16 protein-coding genes are annotated in these 17,355 nt (G+C 27.3%); 2 read left to right on the plus strand and 14 right to left on the minus strand.

Features of this window, described 5'->3' with window-relative positions; translation table 11 throughout:
* Positions 1–2: 2 nt before the first annotated feature.
* Together ABIV_RS11915 and ABIV_RS11920 are read right to left on the minus strand one after the other, a co-directional pair.
* Positions 3–629, minus strand: a complete 627-nt coding sequence (locus ABIV_RS11915; protein ID WP_114840099.1) for a hypothetical protein — start codon at positions 627–629, stop codon at positions 3–5.
* Positions 630–631: 2 nt separating this feature from the next.
* Positions 632–1,267: a hypothetical protein gene (locus ABIV_RS11920; RefSeq protein ID WP_114840100.1), complete on the minus strand. Its 636-nt coding sequence runs from the start codon at positions 1,265–1,267 to the stop codon at positions 632–634.
* A gap of 218 nt (positions 1,268–1,485) precedes the next feature.
* Between ABIV_RS11920 and ABIV_RS11925 the strand changes: the two genes are divergently transcribed.
* A complete protein-coding gene (locus ABIV_RS11925) occupies positions 1,486–2,256 on the plus strand; it encodes a DNA-processing protein DprA (protein WP_114840101.1) in 771 nt (256 codons plus the stop codon).
* Here the strand turns inward: ABIV_RS11925 and nhaA are convergent.
* The 5 genes from nhaA to ABIV_RS11950 all read right to left on the minus strand — a co-directional run bounded on the left by nhaA (position 2,253) and on the right by ABIV_RS11950 (position 7,976).
* Complete coding sequence (gene nhaA / locus ABIV_RS11930) at positions 2,253–3,443, minus strand: Na+/H+ antiporter NhaA (RefSeq protein WP_114840102.1); 1,191 nt, start codon at positions 3,441–3,443, stop codon at positions 2,253–2,255. The genes ABIV_RS11925 and nhaA overlap by 4 nt on opposite strands.
* 85 nt (positions 3,444–3,528) lie before the next feature.
* Positions 3,529–4,836 carry a UDP-N-acetylmuramate--L-alanine ligase gene (gene murC, locus ABIV_RS11935; protein ID WP_114840103.1) on the minus strand — a complete coding sequence of 436 codons (1,308 nt, stop codon included), beginning with the start codon at positions 4,834–4,836 and terminating at the stop codon, positions 3,529–3,531.
* Positions 4,836–5,417, minus strand: coding sequence for a hypothetical protein (locus tag ABIV_RS11940; RefSeq protein WP_114840104.1), 582 nt, complete (start codon positions 5,415–5,417; stop codon positions 4,836–4,838). The genes murC and ABIV_RS11940 overlap by 1 nt, the downstream gene beginning before the upstream one ends.
* The gene (locus ABIV_RS11945; RefSeq protein ID WP_114840105.1) at positions 5,410–6,540 is read right to left on the minus strand and encodes a succinyldiaminopimelate transaminase; all 1,131 of its coding nucleotides are present in this window, start codon (positions 6,538–6,540) and stop codon (positions 5,410–5,412) included. Before ABIV_RS11945 ends, ABIV_RS11940 begins: the two co-directional genes overlap by 8 nt.
* An 8-nt stretch (positions 6,541–6,548) precedes the next feature.
* Positions 6,549–7,976, minus strand: a complete 1,428-nt coding sequence (locus ABIV_RS11950; RefSeq protein WP_114840106.1) for a COG3400 family protein — start codon at positions 7,974–7,976, stop codon at positions 6,549–6,551.
* Between the two features lie 83 nt (positions 7,977–8,059).
* On the opposite strand from ABIV_RS11950, the gene tgt reads away from it, so the two are divergent.
* The gene (gene tgt, locus ABIV_RS11955; RefSeq protein WP_114840107.1) at positions 8,060–9,184 is read left to right on the plus strand and encodes a tRNA guanosine(34) transglycosylase Tgt; all 1,125 of its coding nucleotides are present in this window, start codon (positions 8,060–8,062) and stop codon (positions 9,182–9,184) included.
* Positions 9,185–9,264: 80 nt separating this feature from the next.
* On the opposite strand, the gene ABIV_RS11960 is transcribed toward tgt, so the two are convergent.
* The 7 genes from ABIV_RS11960 to ABIV_RS11990 are packed head-to-tail and all read right to left on the minus strand — an operon-like array spanning position 9,265 to position 17,354.
* Complete coding sequence (locus ABIV_RS11960; protein WP_114840108.1) at positions 9,265–10,806, minus strand: type II and III secretion system protein family protein; 1,542 nt, start codon at positions 10,804–10,806, stop codon at positions 9,265–9,267.
* Between the two features lie 9 nt (positions 10,807–10,815).
* Positions 10,816–11,247 carry a Tad domain-containing protein gene (locus ABIV_RS11965; RefSeq protein WP_114840109.1) on the minus strand — a complete coding sequence of 144 codons (432 nt, stop codon included), beginning with the start codon at positions 11,245–11,247 and terminating at the stop codon, positions 10,816–10,818.
* Positions 11,244–12,398: a hypothetical protein gene (locus ABIV_RS11970; protein WP_114840110.1), complete on the minus strand. Its 1,155-nt coding sequence runs from the start codon at positions 12,396–12,398 to the stop codon at positions 11,244–11,246. Before ABIV_RS11970 ends, ABIV_RS11965 begins: the two co-directional genes overlap by 4 nt.
* Positions 12,399–12,408: 10 nt before the next feature.
* Positions 12,409–13,248, minus strand: coding sequence for a type II secretion system F family protein (locus tag ABIV_RS11975; RefSeq protein WP_162918016.1), 840 nt, complete (start codon positions 13,246–13,248; stop codon positions 12,409–12,411).
* Positions 13,248–14,174, minus strand: a complete 927-nt coding sequence (locus tag ABIV_RS11980; RefSeq protein ID WP_114840112.1) for a type II secretion system F family protein — start codon at positions 14,172–14,174, stop codon at positions 13,248–13,250. The genes ABIV_RS11975 and ABIV_RS11980 overlap by 1 nt, the downstream gene beginning before the upstream one ends.
* A gap of 1 nt (position 14,175) precedes the next feature.
* On the minus strand, positions 14,176–15,765 hold the full coding sequence (locus ABIV_RS11985; protein ID WP_114840113.1) for a TadA family conjugal transfer-associated ATPase: 1,590 nt from the start codon (positions 15,763–15,765) through the stop codon (positions 14,176–14,178).
* On the minus strand, positions 15,765–17,354 hold the full coding sequence (locus ABIV_RS11990; RefSeq protein ID WP_114840114.1) for a CpaE/TadZ family protein: 1,590 nt from the start codon (positions 17,352–17,354) through the stop codon (positions 15,765–15,767). Before ABIV_RS11990 ends, ABIV_RS11985 begins: the two co-directional genes overlap by 1 nt.
* Position 17,355 lies beyond the last annotated feature (1 nt).

Here is a 17,355-nt window from a genome sequence, read left to right on the forward strand (position 1 = left end):
TTTTAATCCTTTGAAAATAAAGGTGGATTATTATTTCCTAATGTTTTATAGTTATCCTCTTGTTCTTTTGATTGGTAGTCTTTAAAGAAGTTTACAACATCTGTTAAAAGATTAGTCATATATGATGAATCTCCTCCAAATTTTCTTGCACCTTCTATAAGTTCGTTAAGTTCATTTTCAAAATAATTAATTGTACTTTCTATTGAAAAAAACTCTTTTGAAGGGTTTTTTTCATATTTTCCAGATACTATATTTCCATTTTCATCCTCCATTAATTTAGCTCCCAAAGATGAATGAAGTTTTCCATTTATTAACATATAGTCCTCTACTGGCAAATTAGATAGATAGTTAATAAATTCATTTTTAGCATTTTGATCTTTTTCAAATACTGAATTTTCAAACCATTTATTCCCTCCATCTTGAAAAGCATTATATCTTAGTAATCCAAGTTGATATTTTTCATCATACTCTTCTTCTTTTGAGTCAGCTTTTGTTGATTTTTCTGCTTTGTAAGACTCAAAGTTTTCTAAAGCACTTGAAAAGTCGTTATTTGATTGAGTTTTAGAAGTAGAATTATTACTTTGAGTTTGATAGCTTGTATATCTTTGTTGGGTCTCTGTTATATTCATTTTTAATCCTTTGAAAATAAAGGTGGATTATTACTTCCTAATGTTTTATAGTTATCCTCTTGTTCTTTTGATTGGTAGTCTTTAAAGAAGTTTTTAACATTTGTTAAAAGATCAATTATATACGATCGATCTCCACCAAATTTTCTTGCACCTTCTATAAGTTCGTTAATTTCATCGTTAAAATAGTTTATGGCACTTCCAATTGATGAAAATTCTTTTGCAGGGTTTTTTTGAGCTGAGCCTTCTTTTGTTATAGCATTTCCCTTTCCATCAGGAATAAGTTCTAAATCAGCAAAAGAATTCATAAAATTTCCATTTAAAAACATATAGTCATCTACTGACAAGTTAGATAGATAGTTAATAAATTCATTTTTAGCATTTTGATCTTTTTCAAATACTGAATTTTCAAACCATTTATTCCCTCCATCTTGAAAAGCATTATATCTTTGTAATCCAAGTTGATATTTTTCATCATACTCTTCTTCTTTTGAGTCAGCTTTTGTTGATTTTTCTGCTTTGTAAGACTCAAAGTTTTCTAAAGCACTTGAAAAGTCGTTATTTGATTGAGTTTTAGAAGTAGAATTATTACTTTGAGTTTGATAGTTTGTATAAGTTTGATATTTAGTACTGATTTCCATTATTTATCCTATTTTGAAATAATAGTATATTGTATAATCTTAAACATTAAAAATAATATTAGATGTAATATATTATCATAGATATTTATATTTTATGACTTACAAATATAAACTACTTAAAGATTTAGAACTAATCTACATTAATCAACTTCCAAATTTATAACATTTTTTATTATTCATGAAGTTTATTTTTTATATTATCTTTTAAAAGGTTTATAATGATAAATAAAATTGAATTTAAAATTAATGAACTGAACTCAATGAAAAGCTACCCAAAAGAACTATTTTATATTGGTAATTTAAAATTACTAAAAAAAAGAAAAATAGCCATGGTAGGCTCAAGAAAACCTAATTTATATGCTCAAAAGATGACTCACCTTCTAGCAAGTGGACTTAGTAAAAGAGATATGACTATTGTAAGTGGTGCTGCTATTGGCGTTGACAGTATTGCCCATAAAGCTGCTGGAGCAAAAAATAGTATTGCAGTTGTTGCAAATGGTTTAGATATAAGATATCCTGCTATAAATAAAAAACTTATTGAAGAGATTGAAAAAGATGGCTTAATGCTTAGTTCTTATAAAAAAGGTGAGAAAGCAAGGGTATATACTTTTATTGAAAGAAATGAACTAGTTGTTGCTTTAAGTGAGATTCTTATTGTAACTTATGCAGATGAAAATAGTGGAACTCTTAGCTCTATTAATTATGCACTTAAAATGGGCAAAAAAGTCTATACTATACCCCATAGATTAGAAGAGAGTAAGGGAACACAAAAACTACTTGATGAAGGTCTAATTACTCCTATTCATTCAATTGAAAAATTTCTTAACAGTTTCGGAGAAGAGAAACAAAATGATAATGCCTTTGAAAAATACCTAAAAACTTTTCCTACTTATGAAGATGCGGTAAGTAAATATGCAAGTAAAATTTTTGAACTTGAATTGGAAGGTAAAATTAAAATAGAAAGAGGATTTATTAAACCCCTTTTCTAATCTAAATTACAAACTCTTTTTGATTTTGTAAAACGAAGAACCAAATAACCTAAGATTCCAGATAAAAAAGAACCTATTAAAATTCCTAATTTATCTGTATGATAAAAGATATCTGATTCATTATAAGCTAATGAGTTAATAAACAGACTCATTGTAAAACCTACTCCTGTCAAGATGGATACTCCATATATTTGAGACCAAGTAGCACATTTAGGTAATTTTGCTAATTTATATTTTACTGCTAAATAAGTAAATAGAAATACTCCCACTTGTTTTCCTACAAATAAACCTAAAATAATCCCTAAAGATACCCCTGTAGTTATTTTTTCAAAAGAGATTCCACTTAAATCTACTCCTGCATTTACAAAAGCAAAAAGAGGTAAAATATAAAATGCAACCCAATAATGAATATGATGTTCTAAGGATTTAGCAGGAGAGACTCTTTTTCGTTTTTCATTTACTGCATTTAAAGGAATAGTAAAAGCAACAATTATTCCAGCTAAGGTAGCATGGACTCCTGACTTTAAAACAAAAATCCAAAGAACAGCACCTGTTATCCAATAAAAGCCTAATCTTGTTACATGAAATCTATTTAATATAATTAAAAATAAGATACAGATAACTGCCATTGAGATTGCATGAAAAGATAAGTCAGCGGTATAAAAAACTGCAATAATTAAAATAGCACCTAAGTCATCAAAAATAGCAAGTGCCATTAAAAATATTTTTAAAGTTGTTGGGATTCTTTTTCCTAAAAGAGATAAAATACCAAGAGCAAAGGCAATATCAGTAGCTGTTGGAATTGCCCAACCTCTTAGGGCAAAATCATCTCCATAATTAAAGATTAAAAAGATAATTGCAGGAACAACCATTCCTCCTAAAGCAGCAATTGCAGGCAAGGCTACTTTGGAAGCTGAAGAGAGGTGTCCAGCAAGAAGTTCTCTTTTTATTTCTAAACCTATAAGTAAAAAGAAAATTGCCATTAATCCATCATTTATCCAAAGAATTAAAGGTTTATCAATATCTAAGATTGCACCTATTTTAAAAGTAATTTGTGTATGTAAGAATGTGGTATAAAATCCTGAGAAATCAGAATTTCTTAGAGCTAAAGCAATTATTGTAACGAAAATTAAAATAAGTCCAGAGGTTGACTCATTTTTCATAAATTTTTTAACTAATATTTTCATTTTAATACCTTAACTTCAAAGATAATAATTCTATTTTATTATTAAAAACTTTACAGAAAATTAAATTATTATCTTTTTAAGGTTATTAATTGTGTCTTAATTGATAAGTTATATCTCCTGCACCAACACCAAGAACTATTCCATCACTATATTCGTGAATAACTTTTTCATCTTTAATAAGTTCTACTTTTCCATCACTTGTTCTTATTTTATCTGCAAAAATAGGATTATATAAAGCAAACTCTTTTTCAAAATCAATCTCTAATTTTTGCTCTCCAGGAATTGTCCAGATAGGTAAAATTACAAGTTCATCACATCTTCTAAAACACCTTTTAAAACCTTCTAAGTTATCATGTGTTCTACTATATTTGTGTGGTTGCCAAATAACTATTCTTTTATCAATATTTGTTAAGTTATCATAAACCTCAACAGATTTCATTGTAGCTTCAATTTCTGTTGGATGGTGTGCATAATCATCTACTACCACAAGCTTATCATTTTTTTGAACAATATCAAATCTCTTTTTTATTCCCTTATAGTTAGAAATATTTTTTCTAATTTGTTCAATATCTATCTCATTTAAAGCAGCTAAAATTGCTAAAGAAGCATCTATTGCAATATGGTATCCAAACCCCCAAACTTCAAAAGAACCAAAATCTTTTAACTCAAATCTAGTATGTGGTTCTCCATCTTTTAGAAGATATGATAAGTTTTTAATATCTACACTTGGATAAAGATAAGTTGCCTCTTCTATTTCAAGTTTTTTAATATACTCATCTTCTGCATTTAAGACTCTTTTAGCAGCTAAATTAATAAACTTTTTATAGGCTTCAAAAAACTTTTCATAATCATATTGATAGTATTCCATATGTTCTGGTTCAGCATTTGTAACAATTGAACAATAAGGATTTGAAAGTAAAAAGCTTGCGTCAGATTCATCAGCTTCAAAAGATACTAAATCATTTACATATCTAAAGTTAGAACCAAAATCCTTTGAGATAGCTCCAATTAAAGCTGAACTTTCTAAGATTGAAGCTAAGATTGCTGTTGTAGTTGATTTACCATGAGCTCCTGCAACACAATAGTTTTTCTTATCTCCTAAAATAATAGGTAAAGCTTCTTTTCTTGAAATAGTTCTAATCTGTTTTAATCTTGCTTCTATTAACTCAGGATTTTCATCTGTAACAGCAGCAGAATAGATTACAATATCTAAATCATCACTAATATTTTTTGCATCTTGAGGGCATGAAACTTTAATCCCCTCTTCTTCTAAAGCTTTAGTAATTGGTGAACTTTTTATATCTGAACCACAAACTTCATAACCATCATTTTTTAAAAATCTTGCTAAGGCAGAAAGACCTATTCCACCAATACCTATAAAATGTACTTTCATTAATTTTCCAGTAGATGTTTTAAATTTTCATACTCTTCTTTTAGTAAAGTTTTATTCTCTTCTAAATAACTCTTTACTTCTTTATTAAATGAAGTGATAAAGTATCCATATTTTTCTTCACTATTACAAGAGTTTAAATCTACTTCATTTTCATAGAAATCATCAAGTTTAGTTTTATTTGCAAGGGCAATAATATGAACTTGTAAAGAATCAACTAAAATTTCATCTTCAACAATATTTGAAAGAACAAATAGTAAATCCTTTGCTCCATCAAAGTTATCATAACTCCACTTCTCAATTCCATGCTCATAAAGAGCTCTTATATAATACATATGGTCATCATCTAAAGTTAGTTTTTGATTATTATTAACAATAATTTCTACTTTCTCAAATGATGTTTCTAAAATTGTTTGATAAACAGAGTTAATCTTTTCTTCATCTAAATCTAAAATCAACATAGAATCTAATACTTCATATAATGCTGAAATATCTCTTGCTGCAATTGCATTGATTCTAGTTTTTTCTAAATAGTCTAAGAACTCTGGATTAGTCCTAGCCTCTTGTAACTCTTCTTTATCCATCAATAAAATCCTTTAATCTTTTTAATACTTCTTCAGTTTTCTTTTCATTTTCTACAAGTGCAATTCTTACATATCCTTTACCGATTCCATTTCTTCCTAAGAAACTTCCTGGTAAAACTTTTATATTTTTTTCTCTATAAAGATTTCTAGTAAACTCTAGCTCATCTTCTACTTCAAGCCAGATATAAAAAGTAGCTTGAGGAGCTTTTACTCCTAAAATCTCATATGCAAGTTCAAAATTTCTTTTATAAATTTTTCTAAATTCATCTACATGAGATGTTTCATTCCAAGCAACTGCGGCTGCTTTTTGTAAGGGAACAGGAGAAGCACAACCTACATAAGTTCTATATTGCATATACTCTTCTAAAATATTTTTATCCCCTGCAATAAAACCAGATCTTAGACCTGGAGCCGAACTTCTTTTTGAGATAGAGTTCATTACAAGTACATTTTTAAAAGAGCTATTTCCCACTTCAATACTTGCTTCAAGTAAAGATACTGGTTTATTATTCTCATCAAAATAGATTTCTGAATAACACTCATCATTTACTAAAATAAAATCAAACTCTAAAGCCTTTTTAACCCAAAGACCTAACTCTTCTTTTGTCATCTCTGCTGATGTAGGATTATTTGGATAATTTAAAATAACTAAATCACATCTTTTTAGCTCTTCATCACTAAGTTCTGCTTTGAAATTATTCTCTTTTAATAAATCAATATGAATAACCTCTGCCCTACTTGCTATTGCGGCACCTTCATAAATTTGGTAAAAAGGGTTTGTAAAAGCAATTACTGGATTTTTTTTATCAAATAATGCAAATTGAGGAAAATTAAAAAGTACCTCTCTTGTACCAAAAGTAGGTATTATTTCACTCATTTCAAGTTCTACATTAAATCTGTTTTTTACAAAAGAGAGCATTGCCTCTTTAAGTTCTGGTAAACCTGCACTTGCTGGATATTTTTGTAAAAGTGATGTTGTATTTTTTAATTCATCTTGAATAAACTGAGGTGTTTCAAATTTTGGTTCACCTATTGTTAAAGCTGATAACTCATAGTTTTCATTTGGTGTAATATCTTTTAAAAGTTCTGTTAACTTTTCAAAAGGGTATTGTTCAAATTTCATTTTTTTCCTTACTCTTCAATAACTGGGATTAATAACTGGCTATATTTTTTCATATCAAATGAGATCAAATCTGGGTTTGTATATAAAAACTTCCAAGAGAATCTCTGTTTAAACATCTCATCTTTTAGAGGTAAAATTTGTAGAGTATTACTCTGTTTTTTTAACTCTCTAATAGGATTCTCGTCATTTGAGATTATTTCTACTTTTTGATTAAATATTTTTGCTAAATTTTCAAAATGGTTTAAAAGAGTTGTTTTATCAGTCTCTTCCCCTATTGGGTCCATATCAAAAATCTTTGTTTTTGTTTTTAATTGACTTGCCACATCAAAAATAACAGGAGAAATCTGTTCATATGAATTTATATCATTTACGATAACTGTTGTTTTTTTGATACTTCCAGTTAGCTCTTCACCTAATTTAAAAATTGGTACTTTTAGAGTTTTTATCTCCCTTGCATACTCTTTAACTCTAAACATCTCATTTGTAAGAATCACCATACCAATATCATATTTTTTCATATCATTTTTTAAATGTCTTCGCATATCAATATAGTGATAATCTATTCTAATTAAAACAGAGTCATCATCTTTAAAACTCTCTTTAATATAGTCTAAAATACCAACTGTTGTAGGTCGTGTAATTCTAATAATCATCTTAGTATTTTTAAACATTTGATTTAGATATTTAACCTCTTTTACCACATCCATAATTCTTTGTTTTGTTTGGATGTACATATCTAAATAAAAATAAAGATGATGTCCAAATGGCATAGGAAACTGTCCTTGTGATTTTCCTATTGCATTATAAACTTGCATTAAAACTGTTGGTTTACCAATTACAAGAATTGTATCATTTGGTTTTAAAATCAAAGAAGGTTTAATATTTATTAATCTTTCCCCTCTATAAAGACCAAATATCTTCCACTCATTTTGTTCAATTGAGCCAATATATCTATAAGCATATGAGCTTCCAAATGGAATCTTAATCTCCATAATCTCACCCTGCTTTAATCCAATATTTTGTGCCATTACAGGAATATTCGGAAGTCTTTCAACCATACCATTTGCTAATACTTCAATCCCTTTATAAATATTAATATACGGATCCTCTATTTCAATCCCCCAATAATCTAAAATAGAGATATGTAAAGTATTTTTTCTAGCTTTAATATTTTTAATAACATTTAACATTTCATCTTTTGAATTAAGTGCAATTAAGGCTTGTACGTGAATATCTTTGTCAAGTACCATTGCTAACTTAGATTCAGATGTTGGATCAAATTTATAAAATGTAAAATTTGATGGTTTTTGATCTGGAACAATTGCATCATTCATATAAACTACATCATAATTGTTTTCAGTCGTATTAGACTCAACAATTCTACGCATTAATTTCTTAGCAACAATTCCATCAAGAATAATTAATATCTTTTTCATGGCAAGATTATATCTTTTTATCTCTAATCATTTACTTTTGTTTAGATATAATCATATTTTTAATAACAAAAGGAATATTTTTTATGGAATTTAAAATTGATGCAACTTCACATCATAAAGCAAGAGCATGTACAATTAAGACAGCACACAGTGAGATAAAAACTCCTGTTTTTATGCCTGTTGGAACACAAGCAACTGTAAAAGCTCTTGATGCAAATGACCTGCTATCTATGGGTGCAAAAATCATCTTAGGAAACACTTACCATTTATATTTAAGACCAGGAAGTAAATTAGTAAAAAAATTTGGTGGACTTCATGGATTTTCAAAGTTTCCAAACTCATTTTTAACAGACTCAGGAGGTTTCCAAGCTTTCTCTTTAAGTGATAACTCAAAACCTGATGAAAATGGGATTATGTTTAAATCTCATATAGATGGAAGTAAACACTATTTCACTCCTCAAAGTGTGCTTGATACACAATATGATTTAGGAAGTGATATTATGATGATTTTAGATGACCTTGTAGCTTTACCTAATACAAAAGAGAGAATTAAAAAGTCTATTGAAAGAACTACTAAATGGGCACAAGAAGCTATTACTTATCATAAAGAGCAACAAGCAAAAGGTATTGGAGTAGAGCAAAATATCTTTGCAATTATCCAAGGTGGAACAGATAAAGAGTTTAGAAAAATGAGTGCCCAACAACTTTGTGCTTTAACTGACTTTGATGGTTTTGCTATTGGAGGTTTATCTGTTGGAGAACCAAATCAAGATATGTATGATACAGTTGAATGGACAACTGATTTTATGCCACTTGATAAACCAAGATACCTAATGGGAGTTGGAACACCAGAGGATTTAATTGAAAACATCGAAAGAGGTGTTGATATGTTCGATTGTGTTATGCCAACAAGAAATGCTAGAAATGGAACACTTTTTACAAGTATTGGAAGAGTAAATATTAAAAAAGCTATGTATAAAGAAGATGCTTCACCAGTGGATGAAGAGTGTGATTGTTATACTTGTCAAAACTTTACAAAAGCATATTTAAATCATCTTTTCAAAGCAAATGAGATTACCTACTTTAGACTTGCATCAATGCACAATATTAGATACTATTTAAATCTTATGACAAAAGCAAGAGAGGCTATTTTAGCTGATAACTGGGTAGAGTTTAAAAAAGAGTTTTATGCAAAAAGAGGAAAATAATTCCTCTTTATGCGATAAAGTTTTTAATTACAATATAAGAAAAAATCAATACTAAAACAATTAAAACAACTAGAGTTTTATCAATTGCTGCTCTTTTCATCTTTTGATTTTTCATCTTCTTTTATCCCTTTTTCTTTTTTAATTTCATCTACTTCTGCATCAAATTTTTTGTCAATGATTTCAGTAAATGAAGTTTTATCTTTAAATTCATCTCCTTGATTATTTGACCTTGGGTCTACAATCTCAGGAGTAATAAAAAATACTAATTCACTTTTACCCTCTTTAAAAGATTTACTTGTAAATAAAAATCCTAAGATAGGAATATCTCCAAGTAAGGGTATTTTCTCAATATCATCAGCACTTGTTCTATTAATTAAACCACCTAAAACAATTGTTGATCTATTTTCAACAACTACATTAGTTACAATTGATTTCTCTGTAATATTTGGTATTCCATCAACTGTATTTGCAAAATCTGCATTACTAGATTTTGTAACTATATTCAAATTAATAAAATTATCATCTACAATATTTTGAGCATTTATATCAAGTTGTAAACCATACTTAATCTCTTTTAATGCTGTTGTTGGTAGACCTTCTGCTGTTGTTGTTTGGGTCTTAATATTTAAAGTTCCTCCAGCTAAAAATGAAGCTTCTTTATTCTCTAAAGTTAATAAAGTTGTTTCATCTAAAACTTGTGCAACCCCTTTTGTAGATAGATAGTTTAAAGTAAGTCCTACATTAAAATATTTACCTAAATAGTTTGCAGCACCTGTTAATCCACCAGTTAATGATACTGCTTCTTTCATTAAATTATCAATGGCATCATTTACTAATACATTTCTTTGATTATTTGCAAGACTTCTATCTTTTGAGCTGATTGTTGACCATGATTCAGGAACAATATAAGTGTTTCCATTTACATCAGTTACTTCTTTATATGATTGTGTTTTATAACCTGCTCCATAAGCATCTAAAGGTTCATTATAATATTTTCCAGCATCAGTTTCTACTTTCATATAGTTTTTACTTGAAACAAACCAATTATTTTTTAAGTCTAAACCTTTATCATTGTTAATCTCAACAGCATAAAGTTTTACCCTAATCATCTTATCTGGATTTTCAAGTTCTACTAAATCTACTAAATCCTCTTTTAGACTAACTCCTGCTTTTGAAAATAAATCAAGAATTTTCTCTTTTGTTTTTTGATTTTGAGTTTTCCCTTGTAAGATTATCTTTCCATTAGTCTGTTTTACAACTAAGTTAGGACTTATCTGTCTTGCAACCTCAACTATACTTTTTAAATTTTCTGTAATATTTATATCAATATGTAAAGAACTTGCATCTGCAAAAGTGATTAAGATATTTCCATTACCTAGTTTTTTTGTAAAGACTTTAATTGCTTGAAGAGGTCTATTATAGTCATTTATAAAATCAACTTCTAAAAAAGTTTCATCACTAACTTTTATACTTTGAATTCTTTTTTCAAACTCAAAAACCTTGAATGAACCTTTTGCTATTGAAAGATTTTGGTCATACAACTCTTTTTGTAGCAGTTCATTTGAAAAAAGAATTGAACTTACTAAGATAACTGATAAAAAATATTTAATTAAACTTGACATAATAAACTCCTAATTAAAAGTTAGTGTTAAAGAACACTCTTTTTGAACTTCACTTGCTTCATTAAAAACAACTGTTCGTGAATGTACATTGTTGTTTCCTGCTGAAATAAAACTATTATTTAAACTTGCATAGATATTTACAATTACTTGATAATTTGTAGAAGCTGCATCTTCTACGCAATTTAAATCATCTTCTGAAATTGTTGCAATATAATCCTCTTTAATATTATTTAAGCCCTCAACAACTTCACTATTTGTTTTTCCTAAAGCAACCATTCTCGCTGCATAATCTGCTAAAGCATCTCCATTGTCTTTAACTTTAATTGCATTAGAATAATCAATTACAAAAAATAAAAAACCTACAAATACAATAAATAGTACTATCCATAATAGTATTTGGTCTACTACTGCTCGTTTTTTATTTTCTTCAAAAGTTCTCATTTAAGACCAACTTTCTCTTGTACAAATTTTGCATTCACTTGTTTTACAACATTTTTGTGAACATAATTATTATCACAAAGTAAATACCAATCCTCAACCTCTTTGATAAAAGGGATAATTGTATTTTTTGATAAAACTCTTTTTACTTTTGCTTTTGTATTTGAATTTTCTCTAATATTAAAAGAGCTTACATTTCCAACTACAAATCTATCTTTTATCTCACTACATTGTTTTCGATAATCTACTGCGATATTTACACTTTTTGATTTTGATTTTTCACCTTTTTCATCATTTGCATATTGGATTACAGCACTTGTTTTTAACTCTTTAAATTCTGGAACAAAAAGTTTATACCTATAACTTTTTGTTTTATTTGTTTTTTCTTTTACTGCTTGTTTATCTTCATCTTTAAAAGCTTTTATCTCAGGAGCAAATTTAGTTTTTACCATCCAAAGTTGATTTCCTTTATTATAATCTTTGATAAGTTTTAAAAGAACTTTTAAATCCACATCTAAGATTAGCTCTTCTGCTTTTACATCAATTAACTCTTCAATCTCTTGCTTTTTTACAATCTTTTTAACTTTTTGTTTTGTAATAGTTTCAGACTCCCTAAAACCATTTCTTAAAAAGCCTAATATCTTAATATTTTTAGCAACATACTGAACATCATAATCACTATATTTACCTTTTTTATCTATCTTACCTTTTGGTAAAACTGAGATAATATTTATATAATCACCTTGATTAATTGAAAAATTAGGGTTTTCAAAAAGGTCAAACTTTATGTTATAACTACTCTTTTCAAAAGGTATAACTTTTGCTTTTTCTTTCTCTACTTTTGTTGTTAGCTTCTGTTTTAAAAAGATTTCATGCTTATAAATATTCTCTTTTGTATATTTTCCTAATATCTCTTTTTTTAATAAAGGTTCATTTAAAATAAATTGTCTTGCTATTTGTGTTTGTGCAAGATGTTTTACTTGAAGTAAAGTTCCTTTTTCAATATTATCTTTAGCAATATATACTGTTACTAACTCATTTACACTTTTTTTCTCTTCAACACCTTTTTTATAAAAATAAAAAGCTGCTCCAAGAGCTGAAAGAAGCAAAGAGGCTAGTATTAAAATTACTATTAGTTGTCTATTTACTTGCATGTTGTATCCTTTATATTCCAATAGTTAATGTTCCCCCCATAATAGGGAAAACTATAAATGCTCCAAAAGCTGGTAAAACAAAAAGAAAAATAATAAGCATTAAATACATATTTAAAGTGTTTACCTTTCCTTTTATTTTGTAAAATTTCTCTTGTCTCATCTCATCTGATTGCATTGCAAAAATATTTTTTACACCAATTCCTGTCTCTTCACTTAAAATTAAAAAATCAATAATTTTTGCTAACTCTTTACTATCAACTCTATTTTTTAGATTTTCATATGCTACTTTTGTAGAGTAGTTTGTCATCTCATACTCTAAAATTGATATCTCTTTTAATAACTCATTATCAATTATTCCTTGTGCCCTTCGTGAAACTTCAAAAAAGGCATTTTTTAAACTTCCTCCAGCTTCTAAAATAACATTTACTAAATCTAAAAATACACCTAAATCTCTATCTATCTTTTCTACTCTCTCTGCTTTTGCAATATTTATATAGATTTTTCCACCAAAAACAATTGCTAAAACTCCAACAACAACACTGATTATTCCATACATTAAAGGAAGAAAAAATGGTAAAACTCCAAGGATTATTATTCCAATTAAAGAGAAAAGTAATTTTGCTTCCATATATTCTTTTTGAGTAATTCCAGCTTGAATTAATTTTAAATTAAAATCATTATCAACTCTCTTATTTTTATGTTGAGCATCAATAATAGCTTTATTATCAAGTTGAGAAAGAAGAATAATATTTTTTTGTTGTTTTCTTCTTTGTAGAATTAAAAGTACTGAAATAATAAGTACTGCAAGTAACAGTGGTGCTAATATAAATATTAAAGCTGTTTTATCCATCATTTTATCTTTGTTAATAAACTATTTATAAAAAGTCCAAGTGCAATCCAAGCTATAATAAAAAACATCTGCACTTTACCAATATCACTTCCAAAAAAGTGTGCACTTAAAGAATTGTTTAAAGCATTATCCATCATAATATAAGTAAAAACGATAAGCCCAATAATCATATAAGTACCAACTCTAATCTCTTTTGTTGAAGAGGTTATCTCCTGTTTTATCTCCCCTTGGTCATGTAAAGTTTTTCTTAGTTTTTCTAAAGTATTTGAAAATTTACCTCCCGATTTTCTACCAATAGAAATTGTTAGATAAAAGATTCTAAGCTCTTTTGACTCTACTAATCTAAACATTTTTTCAAAACATTTATCTTCACCAATTACTGATTTTTCATTCATATAAATATTAAATACTTTTCTTGTAAATTCTGATTTACAAGTGACAATTGATTTTTTCAAAGCTTGTTCAAAACCTACACCACTTTTCATCATACTTGTTACTTTGTCGATTATCTCTTTTAGATTAAAGTTAAACTCCTCTTCTCTAACTTTTATTAGTTTCACTAGAACTAAATAAGGTAAAAAAGAGAACACAATAAAAGTAAAGATAAAAACAATTTTTGATTGAACTATAAAAAAGACAAAAAAACTAAGTAAGAAAGAGAAAACTACAGAGATAAATACAAAAATATATTCTGCTCCTGAAGCTGTAAAACCTGCATAATAAAGTTTTTTTGTAAGCCAATTAACTTTTTGATTATCCTTATTATTAGCTCTTTTTTTATCAAGAATTTTACTATTTGTATTAACTAAAATATTTATAATTTTTCTTTGATTATTTAATCTTAAATAAAATGAATATAAATATGTTAAAAAAGTTATTAGTAAAACTGGAATAGTAATGATAAAAAATAGAACTACTTCATTCATCTTAATATCCTGTTATCTTTTGAAAATGTGGCCACTTATGGAATAGTTGAGGGTCTTTTTCTAAAAAGGCATGAATAAACTCATCTCTCCAACCACACATAACTGAAGGTAAATCATTCTCTAAAGCTTCAATCAACATCTGTTTTGGCATTTCAAAATTAGGGTCAAAAACTCTTTTATCAATATCAACCCCAAACATATTCATCTGGTCAACTGTTCTACTTGGAGTTGATAATACTTCAAAATCTCCTTTTGTCTTTTTTAAATCACTAGTGTCTCTTTTAAATTTGAAAATATCATTTAAAGCAATAACTCCATTATCTTCCATTCTTCTTTCTATTTCTGAGATGGCAATTAATTTTCTTGTTCCATCAGGGAATCTCACAAGTTGAATGATTAAATCCACTGCTGAAGCCATTTGTGTACGAATAAAATTGATATTTGCACTAGGTCTAGCCTCTAAATACATATTTTCAATTCTTACTAAAGCCTCTTTTGTATTATCTGCGTGAACTGTAGTCATCGAACCAGGGTGTCCTGTATTCATTGCATTTAGCATTACAACAATCTCTGGTCCTCTACACTCCCCAACAATAATTCTTCTTGGAGATGACCTTAAAGCTGATCTTAATAAAAAGTCTAAAGTTATAGCACCTTTTCCCTCTTCATTTGCCATTCTTGCTTCATATTGCCTAATTGAGTGACAAGGCATTTGAGGTTGCATCTCTCTTGTATCTTCAATAACCATAAGTTGCTCATTTTCATCTACAAATCTTGTCATTGCATTTAAAAATGTTGTTTTACCACTTGAAGTACCACCAGATACAATAATATTACACTTACCTTTTGCTGCTTTCACAAGAAAGTAAGCCATCTTATAATCCATTTGCCCACCATCAATTAACATCTCAAGTAAAAGTGGTATCTCATTAAATTTTCTAATAGTTACACAACTTCCCCCATTTGCAGCAATTGGAGGAATTTGAACCTCAACCCTTGAACCATCATTTAATTTACTTGAAATAATAGGATGAGCTTCATCAATTTTTCTATTGTTTTCAGCAAGCATTTTGTCAATAATTTTTCTAAGTTCTTCTTCACTTCTAAAAGTAAAAGGGGTCTCTAAAGTCTTACCATTATAAATAATATCTATGTAATCTTTTGTATTAACAATTACGTCATTTAAGCCATCTCTTGCAATTGAAAAAATTGTAGAGATATGTCCATAGCCTATGATATTATTTGTAATCATCTGTTTTATATCATCTAAGATTTCTCTTTTTAAAGTTCTAGTTTCAGAAAAAGAAAGAATAAATTCAGGTAGAACTTCATCTAAATTATCTTTTGTGATTTTTTGGTCTGATTTTAGATTCATCATAAAAGTATCATTGATTTTTTGGGCTAAATCATATAAATCTTTATTTGTATAGATTTCTGGAAAAACTAACTCATCATTTTTTATATTTCTCTTGATATTGTTGATTTTTGTTTTTGTAATCTCTACAGAATCTACAACTTCTTCAATATCTTTTATTTTGTCATAGCTTACTTTTTCTTCTTGTTCATCAATTAAATCTTTTAAATTTTTCATTATTCACTCTTTTTAAAAAATGAAAATAAAGAGTTTTTTGTTTCTGATTTTTCCTCTTTTTTATAAAAACCTTTATTCTCTAAAATTGAATCTAGTTTTTTAACAAATAAAGAATTTTTAGCATACTCAGTAGCTAACTTACAGTAGTTCCAACATTGACCTAAATCTTGATAATCATTTGGTATTTTCATATCATTAAAAAGTTTTTTCTCATCATCATTCATATTTAAAATAGAAGTCGCATCTGAAATAGAGATTGCATTTTGTGAATCAAATCTATTTACTATAAAAGAGGTTTTATCTTTTAAACCTGCTCTTTTTAATAAAGAATAAAAAGTTTTTAATTTTGAAATATGAGGTAAAGACATCTCTGTAACTATCCATAAATCATTAACTACATCATAAAGTGTTGATTTTAAATTTGAAGCATCTGCTTCTCCTAAATCAATTACAATAAAATTAAAATAGTCACTAGAGCTTGAAATATATTCTAAAAGTTTTTCTATAAAAACATCTTTTTCTATATACTCTTTATCAATATGTTTTTGTATTCCCGTAATACAATAAAAGTTCTCTCGTTTTTTAATAAGCCCATTATCTAAATTACTTTCAATATTAAACTCACTACTATTTATTAAGTCAATTATTGTTTTTTCAGGAAGAGGATTCTCTTCTAAAAATAGATTACTAATCGCTTTTGTATTAGTTAAATCAATATATAAAATATTTTTATCGGGAATATTTTTAGCTAATAAATCACAAGCATTCATAGAGATAGTTGTTGTTCCTATTCCCCCTGAAATACCTGTTAAACCTATAATTTTATTCCCATATCTATTTTTAGTTAAAAGTTGTTTTCTTGTATCTAAAACAATATTTTTAATATTTTCTGCTTTAAATTCATTTATTGAAATATAATTTTCAATACCTAATTTTCCGCAATACATAGATATTCTATGGTCATTAGGACCAATTACAATTATTAGCTCATTTAAATTTTTTATAATATCTTCATCTTGAACTATTTTTTCTTGTCCATCAACAAGATAGATAATAATATGTTTTTTATCTTTGCTTTTTAACTCTTTTGAATATAAAGTTATCTCTTTAGTACTAATTACATCTGTATTAAAAAGAACTTTTAGCCCAGATTTTAGGTTTTCACAAAAGTTTTTTAGATTTTCTTCATAAACTAAATAGATATTAAATGAAGAGTCTGCATCATATAAACTCTTTTCTATTTGTCTTTGTTTATGAAAATGATTTCTAATTTTATTAAGTAATCTTTTTAAAACTTTTTTTGATTTAATTCTTTTATTTAATAAAATATAACCATAGATAACTCTATTTTTTTTGATTTTTATCTTATATTTTTTATTTGTATTTTCAGGTTTTTCAATTATTTCTCCATGATTATTTATTGTATATTCATAATCAAAAACATTGTATTCATAATCAAATTTGTAAAAAGATATAAAATTAAGGTCAGCTAAATCAACAAATAACTCTAACAGCTCACTTATATGCTCATCTAATGATCTTTTTATCTTTGAAGCTTCAATTTTTTCTTGATAATCATTTAAATTCATA

It is taken from the genome of Halarcobacter bivalviorum (assembly GCF_003346815.1).
GTDB lineage: Bacteria > Campylobacterota > Campylobacteria > Campylobacterales > Arcobacteraceae > Halarcobacter > Halarcobacter bivalviorum.

Coding starts and splice junctions, on each gene's coding strand:
- ABIV_RS11985 (WP_114840113.1), bottom strand. CDS start 15,765: ATGAAAAATTTAAAAGATTTAATTGATGAACAAGAAGAAAAAGTAAGC.
- ABIV_RS11920 (WP_114840100.1), bottom strand. CDS start 1,267: ATGGAAATCAGTACTAAATATCAAACTTATACAAACTATCAAACTCAA.
- tgt (WP_114840107.1), top strand. CDS start 8,060: ATGGAATTTAAAATTGATGCAACTTCACATCATAAAGCAAGAGCATGT.
- ABIV_RS11975 (WP_162918016.1), bottom strand. CDS start 13,248: ATGGATAAAACAGCTTTAATATTTATATTAGCACCACTGTTACTTGCA.
- ABIV_RS11960 (WP_114840108.1), bottom strand. CDS start 10,806: ATGTCAAGTTTAATTAAATATTTTTTATCAGTTATCTTAGTAAGTTCA.
- ABIV_RS11940 (WP_114840104.1), bottom strand. CDS start 5,417: ATGGATAAAGAAGAGTTACAAGAGGCTAGGACTAATCCAGAGTTCTTA.
- murC (WP_114840103.1), bottom strand. CDS start 4,836: ATGAAAGTACATTTTATAGGTATTGGTGGAATAGGTCTTTCTGCCTTA.
- ABIV_RS11945 (WP_114840105.1), bottom strand. CDS start 6,540: ATGAAATTTGAACAATACCCTTTTGAAAAGTTAACAGAACTTTTAAAA.
- ABIV_RS11990 (WP_114840114.1), bottom strand. CDS start 17,354: ATGAATTTAAATGATTATCAAGAAAAAATTGAAGCTTCAAAGATAAAA.
- ABIV_RS11915 (WP_114840099.1), bottom strand. CDS start 629: ATGAATATAACAGAGACCCAACAAAGATATACAAGCTATCAAACTCAA.
- ABIV_RS11970 (WP_114840110.1), bottom strand. CDS start 12,398: ATGCAAGTAAATAGACAACTAATAGTAATTTTAATACTAGCCTCTTTG.
- nhaA (WP_114840102.1), bottom strand. CDS start 3,443: ATGAAAATATTAGTTAAAAAATTTATGAAAAATGAGTCAACCTCTGGA.
- ABIV_RS11965 (WP_114840109.1), bottom strand. CDS start 11,247: ATGAGAACTTTTGAAGAAAATAAAAAACGAGCAGTAGTAGACCAAATA.
- ABIV_RS11980 (WP_114840112.1), bottom strand. CDS start 14,174: ATGAATGAAGTAGTTCTATTTTTTATCATTACTATTCCAGTTTTACTA.
- ABIV_RS11950 (WP_114840106.1), bottom strand. CDS start 7,976: ATGAAAAAGATATTAATTATTCTTGATGGAATTGTTGCTAAGAAATTA.
- ABIV_RS11925 (WP_114840101.1), top strand. CDS start 1,486: ATGATAAATAAAATTGAATTTAAAATTAATGAACTGAACTCAATGAAA.